26 protein-coding genes and 1 tRNA gene are annotated in these 23,985 nt (G+C 69.3%); 20 read left to right on the top strand and 7 right to left on the bottom strand.

Annotated features, from left to right (window positions below; genetic code table 11):
• The first annotated feature begins 22 nt into the window (after positions 1–22).
• From ACW172_RS15560 to ACW172_RS15540, 5 genes are all read left to right on the top strand, one after another.
• The gene (locus ACW172_RS15560) at positions 23–1,366 is read left to right on the top strand and encodes a TldD/PmbA family protein (RefSeq protein ID WP_492032344.1); all 1,344 of its coding nucleotides are present in this window, start codon (positions 23–25) and stop codon (positions 1,364–1,366) included.
• Positions 1,363–2,157, top strand: a complete 795-nt coding sequence (locus tag ACW172_RS15555; RefSeq protein WP_492032343.1) for a 3'(2'),5'-bisphosphate nucleotidase CysQ — start codon at positions 1,363–1,365, stop codon at positions 2,155–2,157. The genes ACW172_RS15560 and ACW172_RS15555 overlap by 4 nt, the downstream gene beginning before the upstream one ends.
• A gap of 26 nt (positions 2,158–2,183) precedes the next feature.
• Positions 2,184–2,429, top strand: coding sequence for a DUF4170 domain-containing protein (locus ACW172_RS15550; protein ID WP_492032342.1), 246 nt, complete (start codon positions 2,184–2,186; stop codon positions 2,427–2,429).
• An 81-nt stretch (positions 2,430–2,510) separates the two neighbouring features.
• A complete protein-coding gene (locus tag ACW172_RS15545) occupies positions 2,511–2,858 on the top strand; it encodes a hypothetical protein (protein WP_492032341.1) in 348 nt (115 codons plus the stop codon).
• The gene (locus ACW172_RS15540; protein ID WP_492032340.1) at positions 2,855–3,097 is read left to right on the top strand and encodes a hypothetical protein; all 243 of its coding nucleotides are present in this window, start codon (positions 2,855–2,857) and stop codon (positions 3,095–3,097) included. The genes ACW172_RS15545 and ACW172_RS15540 overlap by 4 nt, the downstream gene beginning before the upstream one ends.
• A 22-nt stretch (positions 3,098–3,119) precedes the next feature.
• Here the strand turns inward: ACW172_RS15540 and ACW172_RS15535 are convergent, their stop codons facing one another.
• Positions 3,120–3,587, bottom strand: coding sequence for a hypothetical protein (locus tag ACW172_RS15535; protein WP_492032339.1), 468 nt, complete (start codon positions 3,585–3,587; stop codon positions 3,120–3,122).
• Positions 3,588–3,591: 4 nt separating this feature from the next.
• Entirely contained in the window at positions 3,592–4,257 is a 666-nt protein-coding gene (locus ACW172_RS15530) for a fused DSP-PTPase phosphatase/NAD kinase-like protein (RefSeq protein WP_492034993.1), read from the bottom strand.
• Positions 4,258–4,351: 94 nt separating this feature from the next.
• Between ACW172_RS15530 and ACW172_RS15525 the strand changes: the two genes are divergently transcribed.
• Genes ACW172_RS15525 through lpxK form a run of 6 tightly spaced genes read left to right on the top strand, consistent with a single transcriptional unit; the run spans position 4,352 to position 10,455 of the window.
• Positions 4,352–5,002, top strand: coding sequence for a hypothetical protein (locus tag ACW172_RS15525; protein WP_492032338.1), 651 nt, complete (start codon positions 4,352–4,354; stop codon positions 5,000–5,002).
• On the top strand, positions 4,999–5,571 hold the full coding sequence (locus ACW172_RS15520) for a COG3650 family protein (protein ID WP_492032337.1): 573 nt from the start codon (positions 4,999–5,001) through the stop codon (positions 5,569–5,571). The genes ACW172_RS15525 and ACW172_RS15520 overlap by 4 nt, the downstream gene beginning before the upstream one ends.
• A gap of 49 nt (positions 5,572–5,620) precedes the next feature.
• Positions 5,621–7,462, top strand: coding sequence for an ABC transporter ATP-binding protein (locus ACW172_RS15515; RefSeq protein WP_492032336.1), 1,842 nt, complete (start codon positions 5,621–5,623; stop codon positions 7,460–7,462).
• A 1-nt stretch (position 7,463) separates the two neighbouring features.
• Entirely contained in the window at positions 7,464–8,147 is a 684-nt protein-coding gene (locus tag ACW172_RS15510; RefSeq protein ID WP_492032335.1) for a lysophospholipid acyltransferase family protein, read from the top strand.
• Positions 8,144–9,433: a 3-deoxy-D-manno-octulosonic acid transferase gene (locus tag ACW172_RS15505; protein ID WP_492032334.1), complete on the top strand. Its 1,290-nt coding sequence runs from the start codon at positions 8,144–8,146 to the stop codon at positions 9,431–9,433. The genes ACW172_RS15510 and ACW172_RS15505 overlap by 4 nt, the downstream gene beginning before the upstream one ends.
• Complete coding sequence (gene lpxK, locus ACW172_RS15500; RefSeq protein ID WP_492032333.1) at positions 9,430–10,455, top strand: tetraacyldisaccharide 4'-kinase; 1,026 nt, start codon at positions 9,430–9,432, stop codon at positions 10,453–10,455. Before ACW172_RS15505 ends, lpxK begins: the two co-directional genes overlap by 4 nt.
• A 111-nt stretch (positions 10,456–10,566) precedes the next feature.
• Here the strand turns inward: lpxK and ACW172_RS15495 are convergent, their stop codons facing one another.
• Positions 10,567–11,775 carry a metal-dependent hydrolase family protein gene (locus ACW172_RS15495; protein WP_492032332.1) on the bottom strand — a complete coding sequence of 403 codons (1,209 nt, stop codon included), beginning with the start codon at positions 11,773–11,775 and terminating at the stop codon, positions 10,567–10,569.
• Positions 11,776–12,048: 273 nt separating this feature from the next.
• Here ACW172_RS15495 and ACW172_RS15490 point away from each other — a divergent pair, with 273 nt between their 5' ends.
• Positions 12,049–12,699, top strand: coding sequence for a murein L,D-transpeptidase catalytic domain-containing protein (locus ACW172_RS15490; RefSeq protein WP_492032331.1), 651 nt, complete (start codon positions 12,049–12,051; stop codon positions 12,697–12,699).
• Between the two features lie 3 nt (positions 12,700–12,702).
• Here the strand turns inward: ACW172_RS15490 and purD are convergent, their stop codons facing one another.
• Both purD and ACW172_RS15480 read right to left on the bottom strand, forming a co-directional pair.
• Positions 12,703–13,980, bottom strand: coding sequence for a phosphoribosylamine--glycine ligase (purD, locus tag ACW172_RS15485; protein ID WP_492032330.1), 1,278 nt, complete (start codon positions 13,978–13,980; stop codon positions 12,703–12,705).
• Between the two features lie 58 nt (positions 13,981–14,038).
• Positions 14,039–14,215 (bottom strand): DUF3899 domain-containing protein, encoded by a 177-nt coding sequence (locus tag ACW172_RS15480; protein WP_492032329.1) that lies wholly within the window; start codon positions 14,213–14,215, stop codon positions 14,039–14,041.
• A 41-nt stretch (positions 14,216–14,256) separates the two neighbouring features.
• On the opposite strand from ACW172_RS15480, the gene xseA reads away from it, so the two are divergent.
• The 4 genes from xseA to ACW172_RS15460 all read left to right on the top strand — a co-directional run bounded on the left by xseA (position 14,257) and on the right by ACW172_RS15460 (position 17,599).
• Entirely contained in the window at positions 14,257–15,738 is a 1,482-nt protein-coding gene (gene xseA, locus ACW172_RS15475) for an exodeoxyribonuclease VII large subunit (RefSeq protein ID WP_492032328.1), read from the top strand.
• A gap of 198 nt (positions 15,739–15,936) precedes the next feature.
• Positions 15,937–16,143 (top strand): DUF2093 domain-containing protein, encoded by a 207-nt coding sequence (locus tag ACW172_RS15470; protein ID WP_492034992.1) that lies wholly within the window; start codon positions 15,937–15,939, stop codon positions 16,141–16,143.
• The gene (locus ACW172_RS15465; protein WP_492032327.1) at positions 16,140–16,997 is read left to right on the top strand and encodes a M23 family metallopeptidase; all 858 of its coding nucleotides are present in this window, start codon (positions 16,140–16,142) and stop codon (positions 16,995–16,997) included. The genes ACW172_RS15470 and ACW172_RS15465 overlap by 4 nt, the downstream gene beginning before the upstream one ends.
• 110 nt (positions 16,998–17,107) lie before the next feature.
• Entirely contained in the window at positions 17,108–17,599 is a 492-nt protein-coding gene (locus tag ACW172_RS15460) for a response regulator (protein WP_492032326.1), read from the top strand.
• Between the two features lie 18 nt (positions 17,600–17,617).
• Here ACW172_RS15460 and ACW172_RS15455 read toward each other — a convergent pair whose 3' ends face one another.
• Complete coding sequence (locus ACW172_RS15455) at positions 17,618–18,487, bottom strand: lysophospholipid acyltransferase family protein (protein WP_492032325.1); 870 nt, start codon at positions 18,485–18,487, stop codon at positions 17,618–17,620.
• Positions 18,488–18,536: 49 nt separating this feature from the next.
• On the bottom strand, positions 18,537–19,307 hold the full coding sequence (locus ACW172_RS15450) for an SDR family NAD(P)-dependent oxidoreductase (RefSeq protein WP_492032324.1): 771 nt from the start codon (positions 19,305–19,307) through the stop codon (positions 18,537–18,539).
• Between the two features lie 153 nt (positions 19,308–19,460).
• Between ACW172_RS15450 and tipF the strand changes: the two genes are divergently transcribed.
• From tipF to ACW172_RS15430, 4 genes are all read left to right on the top strand, one after another.
• Positions 19,461–20,735 (top strand): flagella assembly cyclic-di-GMP phosphodiesterase TipF, encoded by a 1,275-nt coding sequence (tipF, locus tag ACW172_RS15445; protein WP_492032323.1) that lies wholly within the window; start codon positions 19,461–19,463, stop codon positions 20,733–20,735.
• 142 nt (positions 20,736–20,877) lie between these two features.
• Positions 20,878–22,167, top strand: a complete 1,290-nt coding sequence (locus ACW172_RS15440; protein ID WP_492032322.1) for a dicarboxylate/amino acid:cation symporter — start codon at positions 20,878–20,880, stop codon at positions 22,165–22,167.
• 78 nt (positions 22,168–22,245) lie between these two features.
• Positions 22,246–22,320, top strand: a tRNA-Val gene (locus ACW172_RS15435).
• Between the two features lie 285 nt (positions 22,321–22,605).
• Positions 22,606–23,949, top strand: coding sequence for a hypothetical protein (locus ACW172_RS15430; protein ID WP_492032321.1), 1,344 nt, complete (start codon positions 22,606–22,608; stop codon positions 23,947–23,949).
• Positions 23,950–23,985 lie beyond the last annotated feature (36 nt).

Below are 23,985 nucleotides of genomic sequence, written 5' to 3'. Positions count from 1 at the left end.
CCCCCGTCGGCCATATCGGGGCATGTCCGACGCCGCTTCGCCTGAACTCCTGCATGATCTGATCGCCGCCGCCCTGAAGGCGGGGGCTGACGCCGCGGAGGCGGTGACGTCCGAGCGGCGCTCGATGTCGGTGGGGGTGCGCAACGGGGCGCTGGAGGAGGTCGAGCGGGAAGAGTCGCGCGATCTGGGCCTGCGCGTCTTCGTCGGCCAGAGGCAGGCCTCGGTCTCGGCCTCGGACCTGTCCGAGGCCACCCGCAACCGGCTGGTCGAGCGGGTCGTGGCGATGGCCAGGCTGGCGCCCGAAGACCCCTACGCCATGCTGGCCCCGCAGGACCGGCTGAACATGGGGCCGCACCGCGATCTCGACCTCTATGACGCCACCGAACGCTCGGCCGCCGAGCTGGAGGCCGCGGCCGCCGAGACCGAGGGCGTCGCACTCGCCGTCGAGGGCGTGGTCCGGTCGGAGGGCGGCTACGCCTCCACCTCCTCCAGCGAATGGCGGCTGGTGACCTCGCACGGTTTCGACGGCCGTTATCAGGGCAGCGCCTTCTCGCTCGGCGTCGGCGTCATCGCCGAGAAGGACGGCGGCATGGAGCGCGGCGGCGAGAGCCGGACGACCCGCCACTTCTCCGACCTGCCGGACGCGCAGTCCATCGGCGCCGAGGCCGGGCGCAAGGCCGTGGCCCGCACCGGCCCGCGCAAGATCGCCTCGACCACCGCCCCGGTGATCTTCGAGAACCGGGTCGCGACCCAGATCCTGTCGCCCCTGCTGGGCGCCATCTCGGGCCCGTCCATCGCGCGCGGGACCTCCTTCCTGAAGGACGATCTGCACAAGAAGCTGCTGCCCTCGGGCGTCAGCCTGATCGACGACCCGTTCCGGCCGCGCGGCCTGGGCTCCACCCCGTTCGACGACGAGGGGGTGACGGTCGAGAAGCAGTATATCGTCGACGACGGCGCCCTGATGACCTGGCTGCTCAACTCGGGCGCGGCCAAACAGCTGGGCCTGCGCTCGACGGGGCACGCCTCGCGTGGTCTGGCGGGGCCTCCGGGCGTCTCGGCGCACAACCTGCACCTGACGGCGGGCCTGCGCGACAAGGCGGGCTTGATCGCCGACGCCGGGACCGGGCTTCTGGTCACCTCCATGTTCGGCCCCTCGCTGAACGGCAATACCGGCGACTGGTCCGCCGGGGTGTCCGGTTTCTGGTTCGAGGACGGGGAACTGGCCTATCCGGTCTCGGAGGTCACCGTGGCCGGCAATCTGAAGGCCCTGTGGGCGCGGATGGTCCCGGGGTCGGACCTGGAGTTCCGCTCGGCCTTCAACAGCCCCTCCCTGTTGTTCGACGCGGTGGCCATCGCGGGCAAATGATCGATCTGGCCGCCGACCTCGAACTGATCCGCGCCGCCGCCATCGCCGCCGGCGACCTGGCCCTGGCGGAGCGGGACAGGGGGATCAAGATCTGGTCCAAGTCGGGCGGTTCGCCGGTCACCAGCGCCGATCTGGCGGTTGATGCATTGCTCAAGGACATGCTCCTGACCGCCCGGCCCGACTACGGTTGGCTGTCGGAAGAGACGGCGGATTCGAGCGAGCGCCTGAGCCGCGAACGCATCTTCATCGTCGACCCGATCGACGGCACCCGCGCCTTCATGAAGAACGCCGCCTGGTGGTGCGTGCCCATCTGTGTGGTCGAGAACGGCCTGCCGGTCGCCGCCGTCATCCATGCGCCCCAGCTGGACGAGACCTATGTGGCCACGACGGGCGGCGGGGCGCGCCGAAACGGTCGGGTCATAGCCCCGGCCGACACCGACAGTCTGGACGACGCCTCGGTGCTGGCCGACGCCCAGCTGATGGAACGGCCCGAATGGCCCGAGCCCTGGCCGGCGATGCGCTATGAGAAGCGGAACGCCCTGGCCTATCGCATGGCCCTGGTCGCTGCGGGGGCCTTTGACGCGGCGATCGCCATGGGGCCGAAGTGGGACTGGGACGTCGCGGCGGGCTGGCTGATCGCCACCGAAGCCGGGGCCAGGGTCTCGGATCATCAGGGTCGGCCGTGGCTGTTCAACCGCCCGGACCCGCGTCAGGCCAGTCTGGTTTGCAGCGCCCCGGCCCTGCACCCGTTGATCATCCGGCGCACAGCGCCTATCCCGCTGGCCTCATAGCCCCTCCCCGCCGTCAAGGACCCCAGATGAGCGCCCACACCGAAGTCGAAACCCCGCAACTGCTCCACATCGTCATCGGCGGCGAACTGCGTCACCTGGACGCCCCGGTGTTCCGCGACCTGTCGCAGGTCGAGTTCGTCGGCGCCTATCCGAACTACGAAGAAGCCAAGAAGGCGTGGAAGGCCCGTGCCCAGGCCACCGTCGACAACGCCCACATGCGCTTCTTCATCCTGCACGCCCACAAGATGATCGACCCGCGCGGCGATCATTAGGTCGCACCCCCGCGAGGGGAACGGGCCCCCGTTCTGGCACGCTTCGTGTAGTCAGGACGGGCGTTCGTACCGGAGTGTTCCATGGCCCCCTTCCTCGTCATCCTCAGCCTGCTGCTGATGGGCGTGGCGATCGTCGCCTGGCACACGCGTGAGACATGGTGGCATGCGGTGGCGCATCTGCTGCCCAAGCCGCCCCTGACCCGGGCCGGAAAGGCCGCCGCCGAACAGGTTGAACCTGTCTATCCGGCCGAGCCCGACGCCTTTGCCCAAGCTCCACTGTCCGGGGCCCCGCTGTCGCGGACCGACTTCATCGCCGAAACGCCGGTGGTTGCGCCCGCCCCCGCTTCGGTCAACGATCCCTTCGCCCATGCCCCGGCCGTGTCCGACCTGTCGGACGGCGGCCTCTCGCAGTCGGAGACCCGCCATTGACCCTGTTCGGCACGACCCTGGACGGTGTCCAGATCGCCAGTCTGGTCGGTCTTCTGGCGGCGCTGGTCTACTGGGTGTTCGTCCTGCGCGGTGAACAGAACGCCCTCACCGCCTTCCGCAAATGGGAAGCCGACCGCAAGGCGCGGCGGGAGGCCGAGATCGCAGCGGAACAGGGTGAGGGTCAGGCGGAGACTCTCCAGCCGCCCTCGACCGGGCCCAAGCGCGGGCCATGGGGCTGACGACCAGCGACAGACCCGCGTCCTAGTCGCGTATCCAGCCGTCGAAATAGTCGGTTCCGGTGAGGAGCGTGGGCTCCTCATGAACCTCGGCAAGCGTGGGGTCCGGAGAGACCGGCACCCTGTCTTCATGCCGCAGGCACAGAAACGCCTGCCCATCCCAGCCGAAAGTGGCCGAACGGCACGTCGCCACGGATCTGACGTCGCCTTTGCCGACCCGATTGGGATCGACCGAGCATCTGATCCAGTTAAGCAGATCATCTTCCCCCTGAAGGGAGATCAGGTGCGGCTCGGCAAGATCTTCGTGGAACACTCCCGCATCGAGGGGCGCTCCGGGGTCGCGCCAATCTATGGCGAACTGGAAAATGTCACCGCCGCTGCGCAGGCAGTCGAATGTCATTCTCGCGATTAGGGTGATGGAGGCCTGCGTCCGTTCGTCCGGGACGCCGTCTCCATACATTTCAAACGGCGGAACGATGGACCAGGCCTTCATGCCCCTACTCCCGCCTTAGCAGCTTGTCGGTCAGCAGCGTCCCCCACCAGCCGGCCTTGAACTCGGCCTTGATGGTCTCGGGGTCGTAGAGGGGGCTGTCGATCCAGTCGAGGAAGCTCATCCCCGTCGGCTCGATCTCGCGGACGTATTTCTCGAGGAAGTAGTCGAGGACGCCGGTCAGGCCCTCGCGGCTATGCAGATACTTCTTGGACAGCTGCTCCATGGCCACCGGGATCGGCTCGCCGAGGTGGAAGTGGCGATACAGCACCGCCATCAACCCCGCCCGGTCCGCGCCCGACTTGCAGTGGATCAGGACCGGATATTCGATGGTCTGGAACAGCTTGATGGCGCGGTGGATGCGGTAGGGCTCGGGCACGTCGCGCGAATCCAGCGGGGCGTCGATCAGGGTCAGGCCCAGGGCCTCGCACGCCGCCTTCTCCAGCCAGTAGTAGCTCTCGTCCCGCTCGCCGCGCAGGTTTATGACCGTCTTCACCCCCCGATCGGCCCAGCCCTTCAGCTGGCGCGGCGAGGGCTGGTTGGTGCGGACCAGGTCCGGGCCCAGCCAGTGCGCGTTCGAGAACGCCAGCCTGAGGAAGGCGTGGTCGCTCCAGAAATAGTCCCAACCGGCATGGAACCGGCCTGCGGGCGTGGAAAGGTCGAAACGCGGCATGGGGCGCAGATAGAGGTTCATTGCGGCCGCGTCATCAGGCGACACACGCGGGCGATTTGCTTTAGGTTGCGACCGAACCGGGAGGGACACACAGATGACGGCGCGCCTCGGGATCGTGGGTCTGGCTGCTGTCGTGGCCCTGACCGGCTGTTCGCGATCCTCCGACCGTCATCCCGGCCAGCCGCCCGTGCCGCCCGCCGTGCCTGTGGCCGCCGGCCAGCCGGCGCCGGTGCTGTCGGCCGTGGCGCCGGACGACCCGACGATCGCCGCCGTGCGGGCGATGCTGGACGAGCCCGCGCGATCGAACGCCCGCTTCATCGGCAAGACGGTTCAGGCCGGGGGCCAGACCCTGACCCTGCTCTATGTCGTCGGCGACGGTCTGTGCATCCCCGAGGGCTGCGACCTGTTCGTCTTCCGCCGCAACGGCGAAGCCTTCGAACAGGTGGGCGACATCGGCTTCGTGCACCGCCCGATCCGGCTTCTGGCCAGCACCACCAACGGCATGCCCAATCTGGGGATTTCGGTGACCGTGGACGGCGGCTCGGGCTCCAGGGTCGGCGGCGGCGCCCCCCATGCGCCCAACGAGGTCCTGCTGCCCTTCCTCAACGACCACTATGTCGGGGCCCCGGCCGACTATGGCGCACGGCCCTCGGGGAACCCCGCAGGCGTGGTGGTGATTTCGCCTGAGGACCCGCCGTTGCCGCCCGCCCTATCCTCTCCCGCCCCAGAGGAGATCCGCCCATGAAGACGCTCGCCCCCATCGCCGTCCTCGCCGCCCTGGCCTCGGCGGCCTGTTCGCCCGCGCCCGTAGACAAGGCGCCGGCGGAGACGCCCGGGACCGCGGCGCCCGCCCCGGCGGTTCCGGCCCCGCCCGCGGCCGCCCCGACCGTCGATCCGGCCTTCGACGCCTGGGTCCGGGATCAGGTCAAGGACGGCGGCATGCCTCTGCAATACGCCGCGGCGGCGGACCCGGACGGCCTGGGCTTCGCCTATCTGACCGGCGGCGACTATTGCGGCTCGGGCGGCTGTGTCCTGCTGGTGGCGCGCAAGACCGAGGCCGGGTTCGAGCGGGTCGGCCGGCTGACCGTGGTCCAGACCCCGGTGCGGGTGCTGGACAGCCGCAGTCACGGCCTGCCCGATCTGGCGGTGGGCGTCGCCGGCGGCGGGGCCGCCCCGCACGAGGCCCTGATTCCGTTCGACGGCGGCCGCTACGCCTCCAATCCGACAGTCGCCCCGGCCAGACCGATCGAGGGCGCGGCGCCGGGCCAGACCCTGATCACCGACGGCACCCCGAAGGTCACAGTCCGCGAGTAAGAGGATCGCCCCGCTTGACTTGCCGGGCCGTCCGTCCGACCTCCGTCCGATGACGACGCCTGCCCCGCTCCCGGTTGAAACCGACGAAGACGAAGGTCTGCGCCCCCTGCTGGCGCGGATTTGGCGCGACTATCTCTCGCGGCACAAGACGCCCCTGTTCGCCTCGATCCTGTGCGCCATCGCCGCGGGCGGGCTGAACGCCGCGACCCTGAAGCTGCTGGAGCCGGCCATCAACGGCCTGTTCGTCGACCAGACCGTGCCGGTGAAACTGTGGGGGCTGATCGCCGTCTCGCCGGATCAGGCGTTGTGGGCGATCCCCGGCGCGATCGTCCTCGTGGCGGTCATCTGGACCCTGGCCTCCCTCGGTCAGGCGGCGCTGGTCAACCGGCTGGGTCACGGCATCGTCGGCGACATCCAGGTGCGGCTGTTCGGCGCCATGATCCGCGCCGACCTGGCCCGGCTGCGCAGCCAGCACTCGGGCAGTTTCGTCGCCTCGGTCCTGTTCGACGCCAATCTGGTGCGCGAAGCCTTCACCAACGGGGTCGTCAACTACACCCAGAACGCCATCACCCTGTTCGCCGTCATCGGGGCCATGGCCTTCATCGACTGGGAACTGACGGCCGTCGTTCTGCTGGGCGTGCCCCTGATCAGCCTGGTGCTGCGCCGCTTCTCCAAGCGCACGCGCAAGGCCACCGTCGGGGCGATGAAGGAGACGGAGACCCTGTCCACCGCCCTGATGGAGAACCTGGACGGCGTCCGCCTGATCAAGCTGGAGAACCAGGAGGCCGCCGAGCAGGCCCGCGTCGGCGACGTCGTCACCCGCCGCCAGCGCCATGTGATCAAGAGCGCCGACTCCAAGGCCTTCGCCGGTCCGTTCAGCAATCTGGTGGCCATGATCGTGGTCGCCGCCGTCATGGCCTATGCCGGGTGGAAGTCGCGCGACGGCCAGATGAGCGTCGGCGCCTTCGCCGCCTTCATCGGCCTGTTGATGCTGGCCGGCCAGTCGCTGCGTCAGGTCGTGAATCTGCAGACCATCATGACCGAAGGCCTGACGGCGGCGCGGCGGCTGTTCGCCTCCCTGGATATCGAGCCCGAGATCCGTCAGGCGGCCGATCCCGTCGCCCTGCCGACCGGCCCCGCGACGGTGGTGTTCGAGGCCGTCTCCTTCGCCTATTCGCAAACCGCCCCGACGATCAGCGACGTGTCCCTGACGGTCGCGCCGGGCGAGACGGTGGCCCTGGTCGGACCGTCGGGCGGCGGCAAGAGCACCCTGCTGAGCCTGCTGCCGCGCTTCTACGACGTCACGGCCGGTGCGATCACGGTCAACGGCGTCGACCTGCGCCAGCTCAGCCTGACCGACCTGCGCGATCATATCGGACTGGTGACCCAGGAGCCCTTCCTGTTCGACGACACCATCGCCGCCAACATCACCTATGGCCGCGAGGGCGCGACCCAGGGCGAGATCGAGGGCGCCGCCCGCGCCGCCGCCGCCCACGATTTCATCACGGCCCTGCCGGACGGCTATCAGACCCGGGCGGGCGAAGGCGGGATGCGGCTGTCGGGCGGGCAGCGCCAGCGCGTCGCCATCGCCCGCGCCTTCCTGAAGAACGCCCCCATCCTGCTGCTCGACGAGGCCACCTCGGCGCTCGACACCGAGAGCGAGGCCCTGGTCCAGGCGGCGCTGGAGCGGCTGATGGAGGGCCGCGCCACCCTGATGATCGCCCACCGCCTGTCGACCGTGATGAACGCCGACCGCATCCATGTTCTGGAGGCGGGCCACATCGTCGAGACCGGAACCCACGCCCAGCTGGTCAGGAAGGGCGGCCTCTACGCCCGCCTGGCGAAGCAGCAGTCGCTGGACGGGACGCCCGCCGTGGAAACGGTCGCCTGAGGTGAGGCCGCTCCGAAATCCCGTCATCCAGTCGATCCTGTCCCATGTGCTGGCGGGCTGGATGTCGTTCTGCTTCAAGACCATCCGCTGGACCTATGAGAACCGCGGCGTCGCCGAGGGCGTCTGGGCCGAGGGCGGCGGAGTGCTGTGCGCCTTCTGGCATTCGCGCATCGGCCTTTCCCCCTCGTGCTGGCCGCTGGACGTGGCCCAGCCGGCCAAGGCCCTGATCTCCCTGTCGCCCGACGGCCAGTTCATCGCCAAGGCCGTGGCCCTGCAGGGCTTCCCCGCCGTACGCGGCTCCTCGGCCAACAAGGACAAGGCGGAGGTGGCCAAGGGCGGGACCCAGGCCCTGCGCGACGGGCTGAAGCAGTTGAAGCTCGGCGCCCTGGCCATCACCCCCGACGGCCCGCGCGGCCCGGCCCGGCAGATGGCCGAGGGCCTGCCCCTGATGGCCAAACTGTCCAAGGCGCCGGTCCTGTTCATAGGCATGAGCTGCAGCCCGGCGATCCGGCTGAAGAGCTGGGACAAGGCCGTCCTGCCCCTGCCCTTCGGCAAGGGCGCCATCGTCTGGGACATCGACCGCTTCCCGGCGGACGGCGATCTGGCCGAGGTGGCGCTGGACTGGACCGCGAAGCTGAACGCGGTCGAGGCGCGGGCGGACGCGATCACGGGCCTCACCGATTGAGCCCGGCGCTTCTCCTCTACCGCCTCGTGACCCAGATGCTGGAGCCTCTGGCGCCGCGCCTGCTGGATGCGCGGGTCAAACAGGGCAAGGAGGACCCGGTTCGGGTCGACGAGCGGCTGGGCCTGACCCGCACGGCGCGGCCCGAGGGCGACCTCGTCTGGCTGCACGGCGTCAGCGTGGGCGAGACCCTGTCCCTGCTGCCGGTGGTCGATCGCATCAGGAAGGCGCGGCCGGAACTGACGGTGCTGGTCACCTCGGGCACCCTGACCTCCGCGACCCTCTTGGCCCAGCGGCTGCCCGTGGGCGTCATCCACCAGTTTGCCCCGGTCGATGGACCGCAGGTCGTCGCCGCCTTCCTCGACCACTGGCGGCCGACGCTGGGCGTCTTCGTCGAGAGCGAGCTGTGGCCCAATCTGATCGCGGCGGCCAGGGCCCGCGGCGTGAAACTGGCCCTCGTCAGCGCCCGCATCACCGAGAAGACGGCCAGGGGCTGGGGCCGCTTCCCCGGCGCGATCCGCCAGATCCTGTCGAGTTACGACCGCATCCTGCCGCAGGATCAGGCCTCGGCGGAGCGGCTGGAGCGGCTCGGCGCGCGCGTCGACGGGCTGGTGAACCTCAAGCTCTCGGGCGCCCCCCTGCCCCATGACACCGCCGCCTTCAGCCGCCTGAGCGCCGCCATCGGCGACCGGCCGGTGATCGTCGCCGCCAGCACCCACGAGGGCGAGGAGATCGCCATCGTCCACGCCCTGGACGCCCTGCCCGTGCGGGTCTGTCTGGTCATCGTGCCGCGCCACCCGGAACGGGCGGGCGAGATCGCGGGCCTGCTGACCCGCGACGGCTATCGCTTCGTCATGCGCTCGCGCGGCGGCCAGCTGGACGGCGGGACCGACCTCTATGTCGCCGACACCCTGGGGGAGCTGGGCCTGTTCCTGCGGCTGGCCGATGTGGTGATCATGGGCGGCAGCTTCGGCCCGGCCATCGGTCAGGCCTCCGTCGGCGGGCACAATCCGCTGGAACCCGCGCGGCTGGCCAAGCCCTCGGTCTCGGGCGCCGACTATCCGAACTGGATCGAGGTCACCGAAGCCCTGCATGAGGCCGGCGGCCTGACCGTGGTCGCGGCCCCGGCCGACCTGCCGCACGTGATCACGCCCCTGCTGGACAATCCCGCCGCCGCCCGGGCCATGGGCGAGCGGGCGAGGAAGGCCGCCGCCGACGCCGGGGCGGGCCTCGACCGGCTGTGGGACGCGCTGCAGCCGCTGCTGCCGCCCTCCGGAGGTCGCCCGTGAAGCTGTCGACGCCCCGCTGGTGGTACATCCGCGACAGCAACCACGCCCGGGTGACCCGCACCCTGCTCAAGCCCGCCTCCTGGCTGTGGGCCGCCGTGACCGCGCGACGGATCGCGAGGGCGATGCCGGTCGATCCGGGCGTGCCGGTCGTCTCCATCGGAAATCTGACGGTCGGAGGCTCGGGCAAGACGCCGGTGGCGCGCGAGACCCTGCGGCTGCTGCGCGCGGCGGGGATCGAGGCCGCCGCCCTGTCACGCGGCTATGGCGGGACGCTGAAGGGGCCGCTGCGGGTCGATCCCGCCGTCCACACCGCCGCCGACGTCGGCGACGAGCCCCTGATGCTGGCTATCGACAGCCCGGCCTGGATCTCGGCCGACCGGATCGCGGGCGCCGAGGCCGCCGTGGCGGCGGGGGCGAAGGCGCTGGTGCTGGACGACGCCCACCAGAACATGAAGCTGAACAAGACCCTCAGCCTGATCGTCGTGGACGGCGAGACGCGCGGCGAGGAATGGCCCTTCGGCGACGGCTCGGTCTTCCCCTCGGGCCCGATGCGTGAGCCGCTGAAGGCCGGGCTGGCCCGCGCCGACGCCGTGGTGGTGTTGCTGCCCGCCGACCTGCCCGAGGCCGATCCGGAACTGGTCGCAGCGTTCGGCGATCTGCCCGTCTTCATCGCCCGGCTGGAGCCCGCCGGGCCGCCGCCTTCGGGACCTCAGGTCGGGTTCGCCGGCATCGCCAAGCCGTGGAAGGTCGAGCGATCGCTGATCGCGGCGGGCTGCGATCTGGCCGACTTCGCGCCCTTCCCCGACCACGCCGACTATCGGCCCGAAGACCTGCGCTTCCTCGCCGACCGCGCCGAACTGCATGGCGCGGGACTGGTCACGACCGAGAAGGACTGGGTCCGCCTCAGCCCCGAATGGCGCGCGAAGGTCGTCTCCTGGCCCGTCGTGGCGCGGTTCGAGGACGAGGCGGGCTTCGTGAAATTCCTTCTCCCCTTGCGGGAGAAGGTGGCAGGCGAAGCCTGACGGATGAGGGGTCACGCAGGCGTGTGAAGTGAGGAAGCGGCCAACGTCAGACGTCGGCATGACCCCTCATCCGCCCCTCCGGGGCACCTTCTCCCGCAAGGGGAGAAGGACCTATTGGCGGTAGACGACCCCGCCCTTCATCACGAAGGCCATATGCTCCAGGGTCGTGACGTCGGTCAGCGGATCGCCGTGGACGCCGACGAGGTCCGCCGGCATCCCAACCGCGATCTTGCCGGCCTCGCCCGAGATGCGCAGATGCTCGGCCGCCCCGACCGTCGCCGCCTGCACCGCCTCCAGCGGCGTCAGCCCGGCCCGGACCAGAAGGGCGAACTCCTGGGCGTTGTCGCCGTGCGCCGAGACGCCCGTGTCGGTTCCGAACGCGATCCGCACCCCGCCCTCATGGGCTCTATGGGCCATGTCGATCATCTTCGGCCCGACTTCCAGAGCCTTGGCCGTCTGGGCCGGGGTGAAGAAATTGTTGGGGCCGGACGCGATCCGATAGACGAAATCGCCCGCCATCAGGGTCGGGACCAGCCAGACGCCCTGCCGGTGGAACAGCCGGATCGACTCGTCGTCCAGATAGGTGCCGTGCTCGATCGAGTCGCCGCCGGCGCGCAGGAAGGCGTTGATGCCGTCCGTGCCGTGGGCGTGGGCGGTGACCTGACGGCCCATGCGGTGAGCGGCGCCGACGATGGCGGCCAGCTCCTCGTCGGTGAACTGCTGGGCCAGACCGGCGGCGGTGTTGGACAGGACCCCGCCCGTGGCGGTGATCTTGATGATGTCGGCGCCGGCCCGGACCTGAAGCCGGACGGCGCGCATGCAGTCGTCGGCGCCGGAGCAGACGCTCTCGGGCGACAGGATGTGCATGATGTCTTCGCTGAAGCCGTTCACGTCGCCATGGCCGCCGTGGATCGACACCGCCGACCCCGCCGCGATGATGCGGGGTCCGGGCACGTCGCCGCGCCGGATCGCGTTCCTCAGGGCGAAGATGGCCTCGTTCGAGGCGCCCAGGTCGGCGACGGTGGTGAAGCCGGCCATCAGGGTCTTGCGCGCATTGCCGGCCCCGATCATGGCCTGATCGGCATTGGACTGTGTGACCTCGTCCAGCCGGCTGTTGGCGCTCTGCTGGCTGGTCAGATGGACGTGGCTGTCGATCAGTCCGGGCAGGACGAATTCGTCGCGCAGATCGACAATATTGCCATCTCCGACGAAGCCGTCGCGGATATCCACGACTTTGTTCCCCGTGATCACGAGAGTTTTATCGCGCTGCACAACGCCGGTGGCGGGATCGGCCAGAAGCCGCCCCACTTGGACGAACATGGTTCCCGTATCGGGAGAATTGGCCGGGGGCGTGGGGGTTTGCGCGGCGACGCTTCCGCCAAACGCCAGACACAATAGGCCTAAGGCCACGCTCACCTTGGTCATAAACCCCTCCTGAAAACAGCCGCTTCACCATAGACGGGATCGGCCCGACGCCAAGGCTCAGGTTGGCCCGGCGGGAATTTCATGGGACACGTTAGGGCATAACATCAACCGCGCGAGGGGCGTCGCATGCGGCTTTCGAGACGAGGCCTTATTCTGGGCGGATCGGCGATGCTCGCCGGCTGCGCCACCAACCAGGCCGTTCAGGCCCCGGTTCAGCTCGCACAGGCCTCCGTCCCGGTTCCGCCTCCCGCGCCGCGCGTGGCCGTCCAGCAGACGCAATACACCCCGCCGCCGCTCGATCCCTATCGTCAGGTCCGGCCCGAGCTGATGCAGCGCGCCATGCAGGCGCTGGACGTGCACCACGACCGCCTGCCCCTGCGCGATCGCATGTATCTGGTCGACTTCCAGAAATTCTCGGGCGAGGAGAGGCTGTACGAGGTCGATCTGTACAGCGGTCAGGTCAAGGCCTTCCGCACCTGCCACGGCCGCGGCTCGGACCCGCAGCACTCCGGCTATGCCCGCAACTTCTCCAACACCCCGGAAAGCTACATGTCCTCGGTGGGCGCCTACGCCACCGCCGGCGCCAGCTGGGGCGGCTCGCAAGGACCGAACGTCCTGCTGGACGGGCTGGAGTACACCAACAACCTGGCTCGCGAGCGCGCCATCATCGTCCACGGCGCCAACTATGCCGATCCGGACTTCCTCGCCCGCGAAGGCAAGCTGGGCCGCAGCTACGGCTGCTTCTCCACCGCCCACACCGACCTGCCCACCCTGCGTGAGCGCATGGGCACCGGCCGGCTGCTGTTCGCCTGGGCTTAAAGCCTACTCTCTGTCCAACGCGCGCCAGCCGATGTCGGAGCGGCTGAAGCCGCCCGGCCAGTCGATCTTGCGCACGGCCTCATAGGCGCGCTCGCGGGCCTGGGCGATGTCGTCGCCCTCGGCGCAGACGTTGAGGACGCGGCCGCCGGCGGCGACCAGCTGGCCGTCCGGACGGCGCTTGGTGCCGGCGTGGAAGACCTGGACGTGGGGGCCGAAGTCCTGCTCGGCGCCACGGATGATCGAGCCTTCCAGCGGGCTGTCGGGATAGCCCTTGGCGGCCATGACCACACAGATCACCGTCTGCGGCTTGAAGGCGGGCGGCGCGACCTTGGACACATCGCCGCGCGCGCAGGCCAGCAGGACCGGCACGATGTCCCCGGCCAGCCGCATCATCAGCACCTGGCATTCCGGGTCGCCGAAGCGGGCGTTGTATTCGACGACCTTGGGCCCTTCGGCCGTGGCCATCAGCCCGACGTAGAGGACGCCACGATAGGGCGCGCCCTCGGCCGCCATGCCGGTCATGGTCGGGGCGACGATGTCACGCTCCACCGTCTCGACCAGCTCGGGCGTGAAGACGGGCGCGGGGGAATAGGCGCCCATGCCGCCGGTGTTGGGGCCGATGTCGCCGTCGAAGGCGCGCTTGTGGTCCTGGGCGCCGCCGAACAGCACGGCGCGCTGGCCGTCGCACAGGGCGAAGAGGGAGCCCTCCTCCCCGTCCATGAACTCCTCGATGACCACGCGGGCGCCGGCCGTGCCGAAGCGGCCGCCCAGCATACGCTCGATCTCGGCCTCGGCGTCGGGCTTGTCGGGGCTGATGGCCACGCCCTTGCCGGCGGCCAGACCGTCGGCCTTGATCACATAAGGCGGCTTGAAGACGTTCAGGGCGGCGCGGGCGTCGGCGACGCGGTCATAGACGCCGTAGCCGGCGGTCGGAATGTCGTGCCGCTCCAGAAAGCCCTTGGAGAAGGCCTTGGAGGTCTCCAGCTGGGCCGCCTTCTGGGTCGGGCCGAAACAGGGGATGCCCGCCGCCGCCAGACGGTCGGCGAGGCCCCCCGCGAGCGCGACCTCGGGACCGACCACGACCAGATCCGCCTTGATCTCGCGCGCCAGGGCCGCCAGGCCGTCTGCGTCGTCGGCCTTCAGGTCGCCGCGCAGTTCGCCGAGCTTTTCCATCCCCGGATTGCCGGGCGCGATCACCAGTCGCTTCGTCAGGGGCGAAGCGGCGATTTTCCAGGCCAGGGCGTGTTCGCGCCCTCCCGATCCGACAAGCAGGATGTTCATGGGCGGGCAATGACCGTCTGAGGCGCTCCGGTCAAGCAGCGACTGGGTTTACGAGGCGTTACAGCAGCGCCGAGACCACATAGACCAACGCGCCGAGCATGAAGATCAGGCCCACGATCAGCCATGGACTGACCGCCGGCGTGTCGCTGCGGCGCTCCAGCTCCTCCTCATAGGGATCCTGATCGTCGGGGTCGGTTCCGGGAGCATCGGCCATCGCCTGAGGATAGTCGGTCATCGCCGTTTCCGCCAATCACGCGGCCGCGCTAGAGTGCCGCAATGAGTGACGACTCCTATGTTTTCGAAGGCCCGGCCGACGCGCCTGAGCCCGCGCGGGACAACAACCCGCCCCAGAGCATTTCGGAACTGGCCTTCGCCCTGAAGCGCACGCTCGAGGACCGGTTCGGCCATGTCCGGCTGCGCGGCGAGGTGTCCAAGGTCAATTTCCACGCCTCGGGTCACGTCTATCTGACGCTCAAGGACGACAAGGCGGCCATCGACGGGGTGATCTGGAAGGGTTCGGTGCGCGGTCTGGGCGTGCGGCCCGAGACGGGGCTGGAGGTCATCGTCACCGGCAAGATCACCTCCTATCCGGCGCGGTCGTCCTATCAGATCGTGATCGAATCGATGGAGGCGGCGGGCGCCGGCGCCCTGCTGGCCCAGCTGGAGCGGCTGAAGGTCAAGCTGTCGGGCGAAGGCCTGTTCGACGTCGGGCGCAAGAAGCCCATCCCGACCTTCCCCGCGACCATCGGGGTGATCACCAGCCCGACCGGCGCCGTCATCCGCGACATCCTGCACCGTATCGCCGAGCGCTGGCCGTGCCGTGTCATCGTCTGGCCGGTGGTGGTCCAGGGCGACGCCGCCTCGGGCCAGGTGGCCAACGCCATTCGCGGCTTCGACAGCATGAAGGCTGACGGGCCAATCCCCCGCCCGGACCTGCTGATCGTCGCCCGTGGCGGCGGCTCGGTCGAGGACCTGTGGTGCTTCAACGACGAGGGCCTGGCCCGGACGGTGGCGGGGGCCTCCATCCCGATCATCTCGGCCGTGGGGCATGAGACCGACACCACCCTGATCGACTTCGTCTCGGACCGGCGCGCGCCGACGCCGACGGGCGCGGCCGAGATCGCGACCCCCGTACTGGCCGACCTGCGCTTCGCCGTCGCGGATCTGGAGCGGCGGCTGGACCGGGCCGGGTCGCGGCTGCTGGAAGACCGGCGCACCCGCCTCAGGGCCGTGGCGCGCGGCCTGCCCGCCCGGCCGGAAGAGCTGGTGGCCCTGGCCCAGCAGCGGCTGGATCACGCCTCGAGCCGTCTGGCTTCGGGCCTGCAGAGGAATGCGGACCTGCACGAGCGGCGTCTGGTCGCCGTGGGCGGCCGCCTCAGCCGCGCTCTGCTGGACCGCGCCATCGAGCGGCGCGGTGACCGGCTGGAGGGCGTCGCGGCCCGTCTGGCCGTGCCGATCCCCCGCCGGATCGAACGCGCCCAGGACCGGCTGCACGGCCTGTCGCGGGCCTTGGCCAGTCTCGATCCGAAGAGGCCCAAGCCCGGCTTCGCCCGCATCGACGACGAGACCGGCCGCATGATCGCCAGCGCCGCCGCCCTGTCGCCGGGCCAGGCCGTGACCCTGGTCTTCCCCGATGGATCGAAGGGGGCGAGGATCGACGGCGGGGGCGATGCGCCGGTGGCGGCGCCGGTTCTTGCGAAGCCGAAGCCTGCGCCGAAGCCGAAACCGGGTCCGGTGGATCAGGGCGATTTGTTCTAGCTTCCTGATCCTCTCCATCGGGGGAGGTGGCTCCGAGCGCTTGCGAGGAGACGGAGGGGGCTCAAGCCACATGCGGCGTCTGGGATCAGCCCCCTCCACCGCTTCGCAGTCCCCCCTCCCCCGCCGGGGGAGGATTACGGAATCTCCAGTGACGCACTGTTGATGGCGCCGTCCCGAGACCCGCGCTATCTTCCGCTCATGAACGCCATCGATCCCTCCACCGGCCCGGCCACCCTGCACTACGGCGACGGCGAGTTCGCCGTGCTCAAACCCGGCCCCTATGTGGTCTGCTCCGTATCGGGAAAGACCATCCCGCTGGAGGCGCTGCGCTACTGGTCGGCGGAACGGCAGGAGCCCTACGCCAGCCCCGCCGAGGCCCTGACCCGCATGGTCCCCGGCCAGTGATCCCCAGCCGTCGGGGTCTGATCGTCGGCGCCGGGTCAGCCCTGCTGGCGTCCGCAGCCCCGCCGGCCTTCGCCGACGAGCCCAGCCTGACGTTGAACGGCCAGTGGCGACAGGGCGGCTTCGCCTTCGGCCGCACCTGGCCGCGCGCCGCCATCCACGTCGACGGCGAGCCCCTGACGGCGGCGTCGGAGCACGGATTGTTCGTGGTCGGCTTCGACCGCGACGCCGGCCCCTCGACGACGATCGAGGCGCGCTCGGCCCTGACCAGCCTGAGCCGCACCCTGGACATCGCCCCCGGGACCTTTCCGGAGAGCCGCATCGACGGCCTGCCGCCCGCGACGGTCGAGCCGACAGACCCGGCCCTGCTGGAGCGGATCAAGGAAGAGGCCGCGCTCAAGGCCGTCGGCTTCGCCAGCAAGGCCGACACCGACGACTTCCGGGACGGCTTCATCTGGCCGCTGGAAACCTACCGGATTTCAAGCCTGTGGGGCGCGCAGCGGATCCTGAACGGCACCCCGGCCCGCCCCCACTACGGTATCGACCTGGCGGCGCCGCAAGGCACGCCGATCCGCGCGCCCGCCGACGGCGTCGTGGCCTTCAGCCGTTCGGGCATGCATTTCGAGGGCGGCCTCGTCCTGATCGACCACGGCCAGGGTCTGGTCAGCTGCTACCTGCACCAGTCGCAGATCGACGTCGCCGTGGGCCAGAGGCTGGCGCGGGGTCAGGAGATCGGCCGGGTCGGCATGGAGGGCCGCGCCACCGGTCCGCACCTGTGCTGGCGGATGAAATGGCGGGACCGCAATCTGGACCCGTCCCTGATGGTGGGCGCAGCGGCGCCAACTACTTCAGGTTGAGAAGCTTGACTGGAATCCGGTTGAAACTTCGGCCTTTATGGACCGTGGCCGTTTAGGCGCCTAACATACAACCGGGCGCGCCGGATTCGGCGCTACGGTCAGATCAATTCATGTCGTCTCTTCATTCGCTCAGCGTCCTGCTGGTCGACGATAATGCACCCATGCGCACCATCGCCTCGGCGATCCTGCAATCGGCGGGCATCCGCAAGATTCGCGAGGTGGCGGACGGCGCCGCCGCGCTCGAGGCCCTGCGCGAGCATCCGGCCGACATCGCCATCGTCGATTTCAACATGTTCCCGCTGGACGGGGTCGAGTTCACGCGTCTGGTCCGCAACAGCCCGGACAGTCCCAATCCCTATCTGCCGATCATCATGATGACCGGCCATTCCGAGCGGGCCCGGGTGATGGAGGCGCGCGACGCCGGAGTGACCGAATTCGTGGTCAAGCCGATCACCGCCAAGGCCATCTTCGACCGCATCCAGGCGGTCATCATCCGCCCGCGTCCGTTCGTGAAGACCGAGGGCTATTTCGGGCCGGATCGCCGACGCGCCAATGCCGCAGGCTATCAGGGTCCCTTCCGCCGGATCAGCGACGCCAAATAGGTCTCAGGCCCGGGTCGGTCAGGCGTCGAGCGGACCCAGCGCCGCATAGACGCTGTCGGGCCAGCGCTTGTGGACCCAGAACCAGTCCTCCGGGACCTCGCGCACCCGGTCCTCGACGAAGCTGTTGCCGGCCTGGATGCCGCGCAGAACATCGCCGGTCTTGTCGCCCGTGTCCGGAACATCGATCGGCTCATGGGCGGTGACGCGGAAGCGCACGCCCGGCAGGCGCACCACCGACAGGGGCTGCATCACCGTGCCGAACTTCAGGGCCAGACGCGCGGCGCCCGGCGAGGCGTTGACCGGCTCATCGAAGAACCGGACCTCGGGCCCCTGATTGTATTTCTGGTCGACCAGCAGGGCGATCGAGTCGCCGCGCTTCATCCCGACCATCAGCTCGCGCGTGCCGTCGCCCTTGGGCGCGAACAGGCGGATGCCGTAGCGCTCGCGGCTCTGGCGGATCAGGGCGTCGACATAGGGGTTGTTGGCGGCGCGATAGGTGACCTGACAGGGCACGCCGGCCGACATGATCACCGCCGCCATGACCTCGAAATTGGCCAGATGGCCCGAGATCAGCACCACGGGCTTGCCGCTGTCGCGCACGGCGTGCAGCCGCTCGATGCCCACGACCTCGACCCGGCCGCCCTCGGGCGTCAGCTTGTCCATGACCGCCAGCTCGGCGAAGGTCCGGCCCGTCCGGTCCCATTGCTCGACCGCCAGCCGGTCGCGCTCGGCGGCAGGCATGTCGGGGAAGGCGATCTTCAGATTGCGCCGGACGATCTTGTGCGTCCCCACCAGCGGCCCGAGGGTCCGCAGCAGCCAGCCGCCGAAGTCCGAGGCGCGCTCGACCCCCAACGCCCTGAGCAGGGCGAAGAGGGCCGCGAACGCCACGGCCTCAATCCGCCAGACAATATCCTGTCCGAGCGGAATCCTGTGGTCTTCACCAGGCAATCGTCAGTCCGCCGTCCACGACCAGGGTCTGGCCCGTCACATAGGCCGCCGCCGGGGAGCAGAGATAGACGGCGGTGCCGGCGATCTCGTCCGGCTGGCCGATCCGCTTCAGCGGATTGGGCTCGACGGTCTTTTCCAGGATCTCGGGGTTCTCCCACAGATATTTGGCGAAGTCGGTCTGGACCAGGCCCGGGGCGATGCAGTTGACCCGCACGTTCGACGGTCCGAACTCGACCGCCAGGTTGCGGACCAGCTGCATGTCGGCGGCCTTGGACACGTTATAGGCGCCGATCAAAGCGTTCCCACGCAGCCCGCCGATCGAGGAAATGATCATGATGGCGCCGTCCTTCCGCTCCAGCATCTGGGGCGCGACCATCTGGACCAGCCAGTGGTTGGCCAGGACGTTGTTGTGGAAGATCTTCTCGAACTGCTCGTCGGCGATGCCCGCCATCGGCCCGGCGTATGGGTTGGACGCCGCGTTGCAGACCAGGATGTCGACCTTGCCGAAGGCTGAGTTGGTCTCGTCGACCAGACGCTGCAGGTCCTCCTTGGAGGCGATATTGGCCGGGACGGCGATGGCCGTGCCCTCCCCGTACTTGCCGTTGATCGCCTCGGCGACCTCATCGCAGGGCCCCGCCTTGCGCGAGGAGATGACCACCTTTGCCCCGTGCTCGGCCAGCCGCTCGGCGATGGCCTTGCCGATTCCCTTGGACGAGCCGGTGATGATCGCGACCTTGCCGGTCAGATCGAACAGTTCCATCGCGTATCCCCTTGAGTTTCCGTTGGCGTTTCCAGGCTTCATCGCGGGTTTCTTTCCGCGACGCTCTAGCCGATCCGTCCTGATACCCTGATACTCGGGCGATTCCACCCGGAACCTCGTCTGATCACGCGAGGCTCCCCAGTCTGGCAGCCGATGCGCGCACTGACGACCGCCTTCCTGTTCTTCGGCTACGTCTTCCTGGCGATGACGGTGGGCGCCTTCCTGTGGCGACTGGGTCTGGGCGGCGGCTCGGCCTTCGCGGCGACCGTCGGGACCCTGGGCGTTCTGGGGACGATGCATCTGTTCATCACCGGCGGCGCCCAGCGCAAGGCCTTGCGGGCCGAGATCGCCCAGGTCCGTGAGGCCCACCGCCTGCTGGCCGATGCGATGGAGTCGACCCAAGGCGCCCTGACCGAACTGGCCCAGGCCATCGAGGCCGGCGCCCTGACCAATACAGAGGAGCTGACCGGCGAGGTGCGCATCCTCGAAGGCCTGATCCAGCAAATGAGCGAATCCATCGAGGAGCGGCTGACGGTCACCCCGATGGTCGCGCCCGACAGCCCCGACGCCATCCGCCGCCAGCAGGGCAATATCCTGCTCAAGACCGTTCACGACGCCCTGTCGGAGAACCGCGTCGACCTCTACCTCCAGCCGGTGGTCAGCCTGCCGCAGCGCCGGACCATCTTCTACGAGAGCTTCACCCGCCTGCGCGACGCCACCGATCGCGTCATGATGCCGGCCGAATATCTGTCGATCGCCGAGGGCGAGGGTCTGGTCCCCGCCATCGACAACCTGCTGCTGTTCCGCTGCGCCCAGATCGTGCGCCGGCTGGCGCGTCAGGACCGCAAGGTCGGGGTCTTCTGCAACGTGGCCCTGTCGTCTCTGGGCGACGAGACCTTCTTCCCGCAGTTCCTCGACTTCCTCAGTGAGAACCGCGACCTGAACCAGGCCCTGATCTTCGAACTGGGTCAGGCCAATTTCGAAGCGCGCGGCGCCGTCGAGGCGCGCAATATGGCCCGTCTGGCCGACCTCGGCTTCCGCTTCTCGATCGACAAGGTCCAGACCCTGGACCTGAACTTCGCCGACCTCCAGCGTTCGGACGTGCGCTTCATCAAGGTCGCCGCGGACCTCCTGATCGAACAGCTTCTGGATCTGGACGGCGGCTCGCCGATCCCCTCCTTGCGCGACATCCAGGCCGCCGACTTCGCCCATCTGACCCGCCGCTACGGCATCGAGGTCATCGCCGAGAAGTGCGAGAACGAACGCCAGATCGTCGACATCCTCGAACTCGACATCTCCATGGGTCAGGGCCACCTGTTCGGCGAGCCGCGCGCCATCAAGGAACAGGTGCTGGCCGAGACCGATCCGCCCGCCGACTTCGTCCGCTCGACCCTGCTGTCGGCCGAGAAGCGCCGCCGCTACGCCTGATCCCTCGCCCGACGCAGGTCGGACGGAGCCCGGGTGCGATTTTTTCTAAACCGGCCGGCGCGATCCTTTCGCCACCGCGCCGGTTGCGGTGTTCCGCCGCACCCCGCACATTCGCGAACCTTTCCCCGAAAGCCGTTCGCCGATGCTCGCCCGCTTCTTCGCCATTCCCCTGTGGATCCGCACCGCCGTCGGCTTCGCGCTCGGCATCGTCGCGGGGCTGATCCTCAGGGAGCAGGCCGAGACCTGGCTCCAGCCCATCGGGGACCTCTATCTGAACCTGATCCGCATGGTGGTCGCGCCCCTGGTGCTGTTCACCATCGCCTCCTCCATCGCCAGGCTCGGCGAAGGCGCCGGGGCTGTGCGGCTGGGCCTCAGGACCCTGCTGTGGTTCGCCGTCACCTCCCTGCTCGCCGTTCTGGTCGGCTTCGCCTTCGGGCACCTGATCAACCCGGGCGTGGGCCTGTCCAACCTGCCGCTGGGCGAGGTCAAGGACCGGGTCATCCCGACCCCGCTGGAAGTCCTGCTCGGCGTCGTGCCCACCAATCCGTTCAAGGCGCTCAGCGACGGCAAGGTGCTGCAGATCATCTTCTTCTCGGCCCTGGTCGGCGTGGCCCTGGTCGCGCTCGGCGACCGCGCCGCCAACGCCCGCCGTCTGGTCGACGAGGGCGCGGCCATCGTCTTCCGCATCACCCGCTGGGTGATCCAGCTGACCCCTATCGGTGTCTTCGGCCTGATCGGCTCGGTCGTGGGCGGCTACGGCTGGGAGGCGCTGCTGCCCCTGATCAAGTTCATCGTCGCCATCTACGCGGCCTGCCTGTTCCACATCCTGGTGGTCTATTCGGGTCTGCTGAAGCTGCACGGGCTCAAGGTCGTCTCCTTCTTCCGCGGCGCCTTCGCGGCCCAGCAGACGGCCTTCGCCACCTCCTCCTCGCTCGGCACCCTGCCCATCACCCTGCGCCAGACGGTCGAGCGGCTGGGCGTGCCCCAGGCCTATGCCGCCTTCGCCGTGCCGCTCGGCGCCAACGTCAAGATGGACGGCTGCGGCGCCATCTATCCGGCCATCGCGTCGATCTTCATCGCCCAGTATTTCAGGATCGACCTGACCCTGACCCAGTACGTCCTGATCGGCCTGACCGCCGTCCTGGGCTCGCTGGGCACCGCCGGCGTGCCCGGGACCAGCATCGTCATGCTGACCCTGACCCTGTCGACCGCCGGCCTGCCGCTGGAGGGGATCGGCTATATCGTGGCCATCGACCGGATCATCGACATGATGCGCACCGCCACCAACGTCACGGGCCAGATGCTTGTCCCGGTTCTGGTCGCCCGCGAGGAAGGTGTGCTGAATCGGGACATCTATGACGGCCATGTGGCCTGGCTCCCGGGCGATCCCGAGACGGATGCGCCGGAATTGGTCAAGGCGAGCGGCATCTGACGCTTGCGCTTTGGCGGGGAGCGGGCTACATCGCCGCCTCCCCGGTCGAGGCCTGATTCAGCCCCGACCAGCCGGTACGGATGCTTAGCTCAGCGGGAGAGCACCTCGTTCACACCGAGGGGGTCGCAGGTTCAATCCCTGCAGCATCCACCACCCCTTCCCCATCACAGCACCTCGCAAACCCAGACCCACACTGGGTTTGAGCCCGACGCCCGTTTTCGCCCGGGCGGTGTGCGGCGGACGTGATTTTACATTTCCCCCGCCGGGCGACCGTTTCCCGCCCTTACGGCCAAGCTTCGAAAACTTCGTCAGTGAAATCAGCCGTCGGGCTCGCCCCCGGGGCGTAAACGCGCCTTCCGTTTGTCCGCGTGCGGTGCAAGCGCCCGACGCGGCGCACCTCTTGCTCTAGGCCTGTAAAGACAGATTGGAGCGACCACTGTGAAACGGGTCATCATCATCGCGATCGCCGCAACCCTGGCCTCGGCCGGAGCGGCCTGGGCCGGCGCCGGAGCCGGCGGCAACGGCGGCGGCCATTCGGGCGGCGGCTCGTCGGGCGGCTGCGGAACCTGCGGCGGTTCGGGCGGCGGAGGCGGAAGCCACGGCGGCGGCGGCGGCTGGGGCGGCGGTGGCGGTCATGGCGGCGGTCATGGCGGCGGGCGTCCGGGCGGCGGCTCCTACACCGGGAACTTCAATTCCAACGTCAACGTCAACGTCAATGCGAACGCCAATGCGAACGCGAACGCCAACGGCGGCGCGAACTACCGCAACGCCATCAACGCCCACTCGTATTCGGGCTACGGCTCGATCCAGGGCGGCGGCGGCGGCGGCGGTTACAGCTACGTCGACGACGGCTTCTATCCGGCCGGTCCCGGCTATGGCGGCGGCGTCCAGATCTCGGACGACTGCGGCTGCGTCGCCGGCCCCAGCCAGCCCTTCGGCTATTCGGTCTCCGGCTTCGGCCGCGCCCTGACCCAGACCCGCGGCTCGGTCGCCTATACGCAAGGCTCCAGCTACTCCAGCACCACCGTCTACCAGGGCGGCGGCGCCCAGGGCTGCTACTCCTGCGCCCCTGCCCCGGCCCCGGCCCCTGTTCCTTCGTGCGGCCCCTACGGCGGTTCGTACCCGGGCGGCTATCAGGGCGGTTACGGCAATGGTTATGGCGGCGGCGCCTGCGGCCCCGTCCCGGCGCCCCAGCCCAACCCCTGCGGCGGCTATCCGGGGAACGGCTATCCGAACCGCTACGGCAACGGCGGCGGCTCCTGCGCCCCGGTTCCGGCGCCCCAGCCCCAGCCCTATCCGGGGAACTGCGACTGCGACGTCCCGGCCTATGTCCAGCCCTTCTACGGCCAGCCCCAGGCGCCGCGTCCGGTCACCCTGCGCTCGCAGGGCGTCCGCGTGGCCTCGCCGCCGGTCAACGTCCCGCCGCAGCTGGTCTACATCCAGGGCCCGCCCGTCTATGTCGACGCCCCGCCGGTCAATGTCGCGCCCGCCCAGATCTATCTGGAAGCGCCCAATGTCCGCGTGCGTCCGTCGGAAGTGACCGTGGCCCCGCCGGAAATCCACTACACCCCGGCCCAGCCGCATCCGGAAGACGACTGCTGCACCGTGGCCTCGCCGGCCTCGGTCGATGCGGCCACCGGCTCCCAGTACTCGGCCCACGCCGCCGAAGGCTCGCGCTACGAAGCCTCGGCCACCTACTCCGACACCGCCTCGGGCCAGACCGCCTACGTCAACGGTCAGCCCGTTCAGGCCTACAGCACGAACCCGAACGAGTTCCACTGAGGCTAGTAGCGTAGCGTAAGCGTATGAACGGGCGGC

It is taken from the genome of Brevundimonas sp. ALps5, from assembly GCF_058681645.1.
Note: the sequence above shows the minus strand (reverse complement) of the source record. Positions and strands in the feature narration are given on the sequence as shown.

Excerpts from the sequence above, each read along its gene's own strand:
- ACW172_RS15460 (WP_492032326.1), top strand. The coding sequence starts at position 17,108 with ATGTCGTCTCTTCATTCGCTCAGCGTCCTGCTGGTCGACGATAATGCA.
- ACW172_RS15545 (WP_492032341.1), top strand. The coding sequence starts at position 2,511 with ATGGCCCCCTTCCTCGTCATCCTCAGCCTGCTGCTGATGGGCGTGGCG.
- ACW172_RS15535 (WP_492032339.1), bottom strand. The coding sequence starts at position 3,587 with ATGAAGGCCTGGTCCATCGTTCCGCCGTTTGAAATGTATGGAGACGGC.
- ACW172_RS15440 (WP_492032322.1), top strand. The coding sequence starts at position 20,878 with ATGCTCGCCCGCTTCTTCGCCATTCCCCTGTGGATCCGCACCGCCGTC.
- xseA (WP_492032328.1), top strand. The coding sequence starts at position 14,257 with ATGAGTGACGACTCCTATGTTTTCGAAGGCCCGGCCGACGCGCCTGAG.
- ACW172_RS15495 (WP_492032332.1), bottom strand. The coding sequence starts at position 11,775 with ATGTTCGTCCAAGTGGGGCGGCTTCTGGCCGATCCCGCCACCGGCGTT.
- ACW172_RS15550 (WP_492032342.1), top strand. The coding sequence starts at position 2,184 with ATGAGCGCCCACACCGAAGTCGAAACCCCGCAACTGCTCCACATCGTC.
- ACW172_RS15490 (WP_492032331.1), top strand. The coding sequence starts at position 12,049 with ATGCTCGCCGGCTGCGCCACCAACCAGGCCGTTCAGGCCCCGGTTCAG.
- ACW172_RS15470 (WP_492034992.1), top strand. The coding sequence starts at position 15,937 with ATGAACGCCATCGATCCCTCCACCGGCCCGGCCACCCTGCACTACGGC.
- tipF (WP_492032323.1), top strand. The coding sequence starts at position 19,461 with ATGCGCGCACTGACGACCGCCTTCCTGTTCTTCGGCTACGTCTTCCTG.
- ACW172_RS15520 (WP_492032337.1), top strand. The coding sequence starts at position 4,999 with ATGAAGACGCTCGCCCCCATCGCCGTCCTCGCCGCCCTGGCCTCGGCG.
- ACW172_RS15530 (WP_492034993.1), bottom strand. The coding sequence starts at position 4,257 with ATGCCGCGTTTCGACCTTTCCACGCCCGCAGGCCGGTTCCATGCCGGT.
- ACW172_RS15515 (WP_492032336.1), top strand. The coding sequence starts at position 5,621 with ATGACGACGCCTGCCCCGCTCCCGGTTGAAACCGACGAAGACGAAGGT.
- ACW172_RS15480 (WP_492032329.1), bottom strand. The coding sequence starts at position 14,215 with ATGACCGACTATCCTCAGGCGATGGCCGATGCTCCCGGAACCGACCCC.
- ACW172_RS15555 (WP_492032343.1), top strand. The coding sequence starts at position 1,363 with ATGATCGATCTGGCCGCCGACCTCGAACTGATCCGCGCCGCCGCCATC.
- ACW172_RS15450 (WP_492032324.1), bottom strand. The coding sequence starts at position 19,307 with ATGGAACTGTTCGATCTGACCGGCAAGGTCGCGATCATCACCGGCTCG.
- purD (WP_492032330.1), bottom strand. The coding sequence starts at position 13,980 with ATGAACATCCTGCTTGTCGGATCGGGAGGGCGCGAACACGCCCTGGCC.
- ACW172_RS15560 (WP_492032344.1), top strand. The coding sequence starts at position 23 with ATGTCCGACGCCGCTTCGCCTGAACTCCTGCATGATCTGATCGCCGCC.
- ACW172_RS15525 (WP_492032338.1), top strand. The coding sequence starts at position 4,352 with ATGACGGCGCGCCTCGGGATCGTGGGTCTGGCTGCTGTCGTGGCCCTG.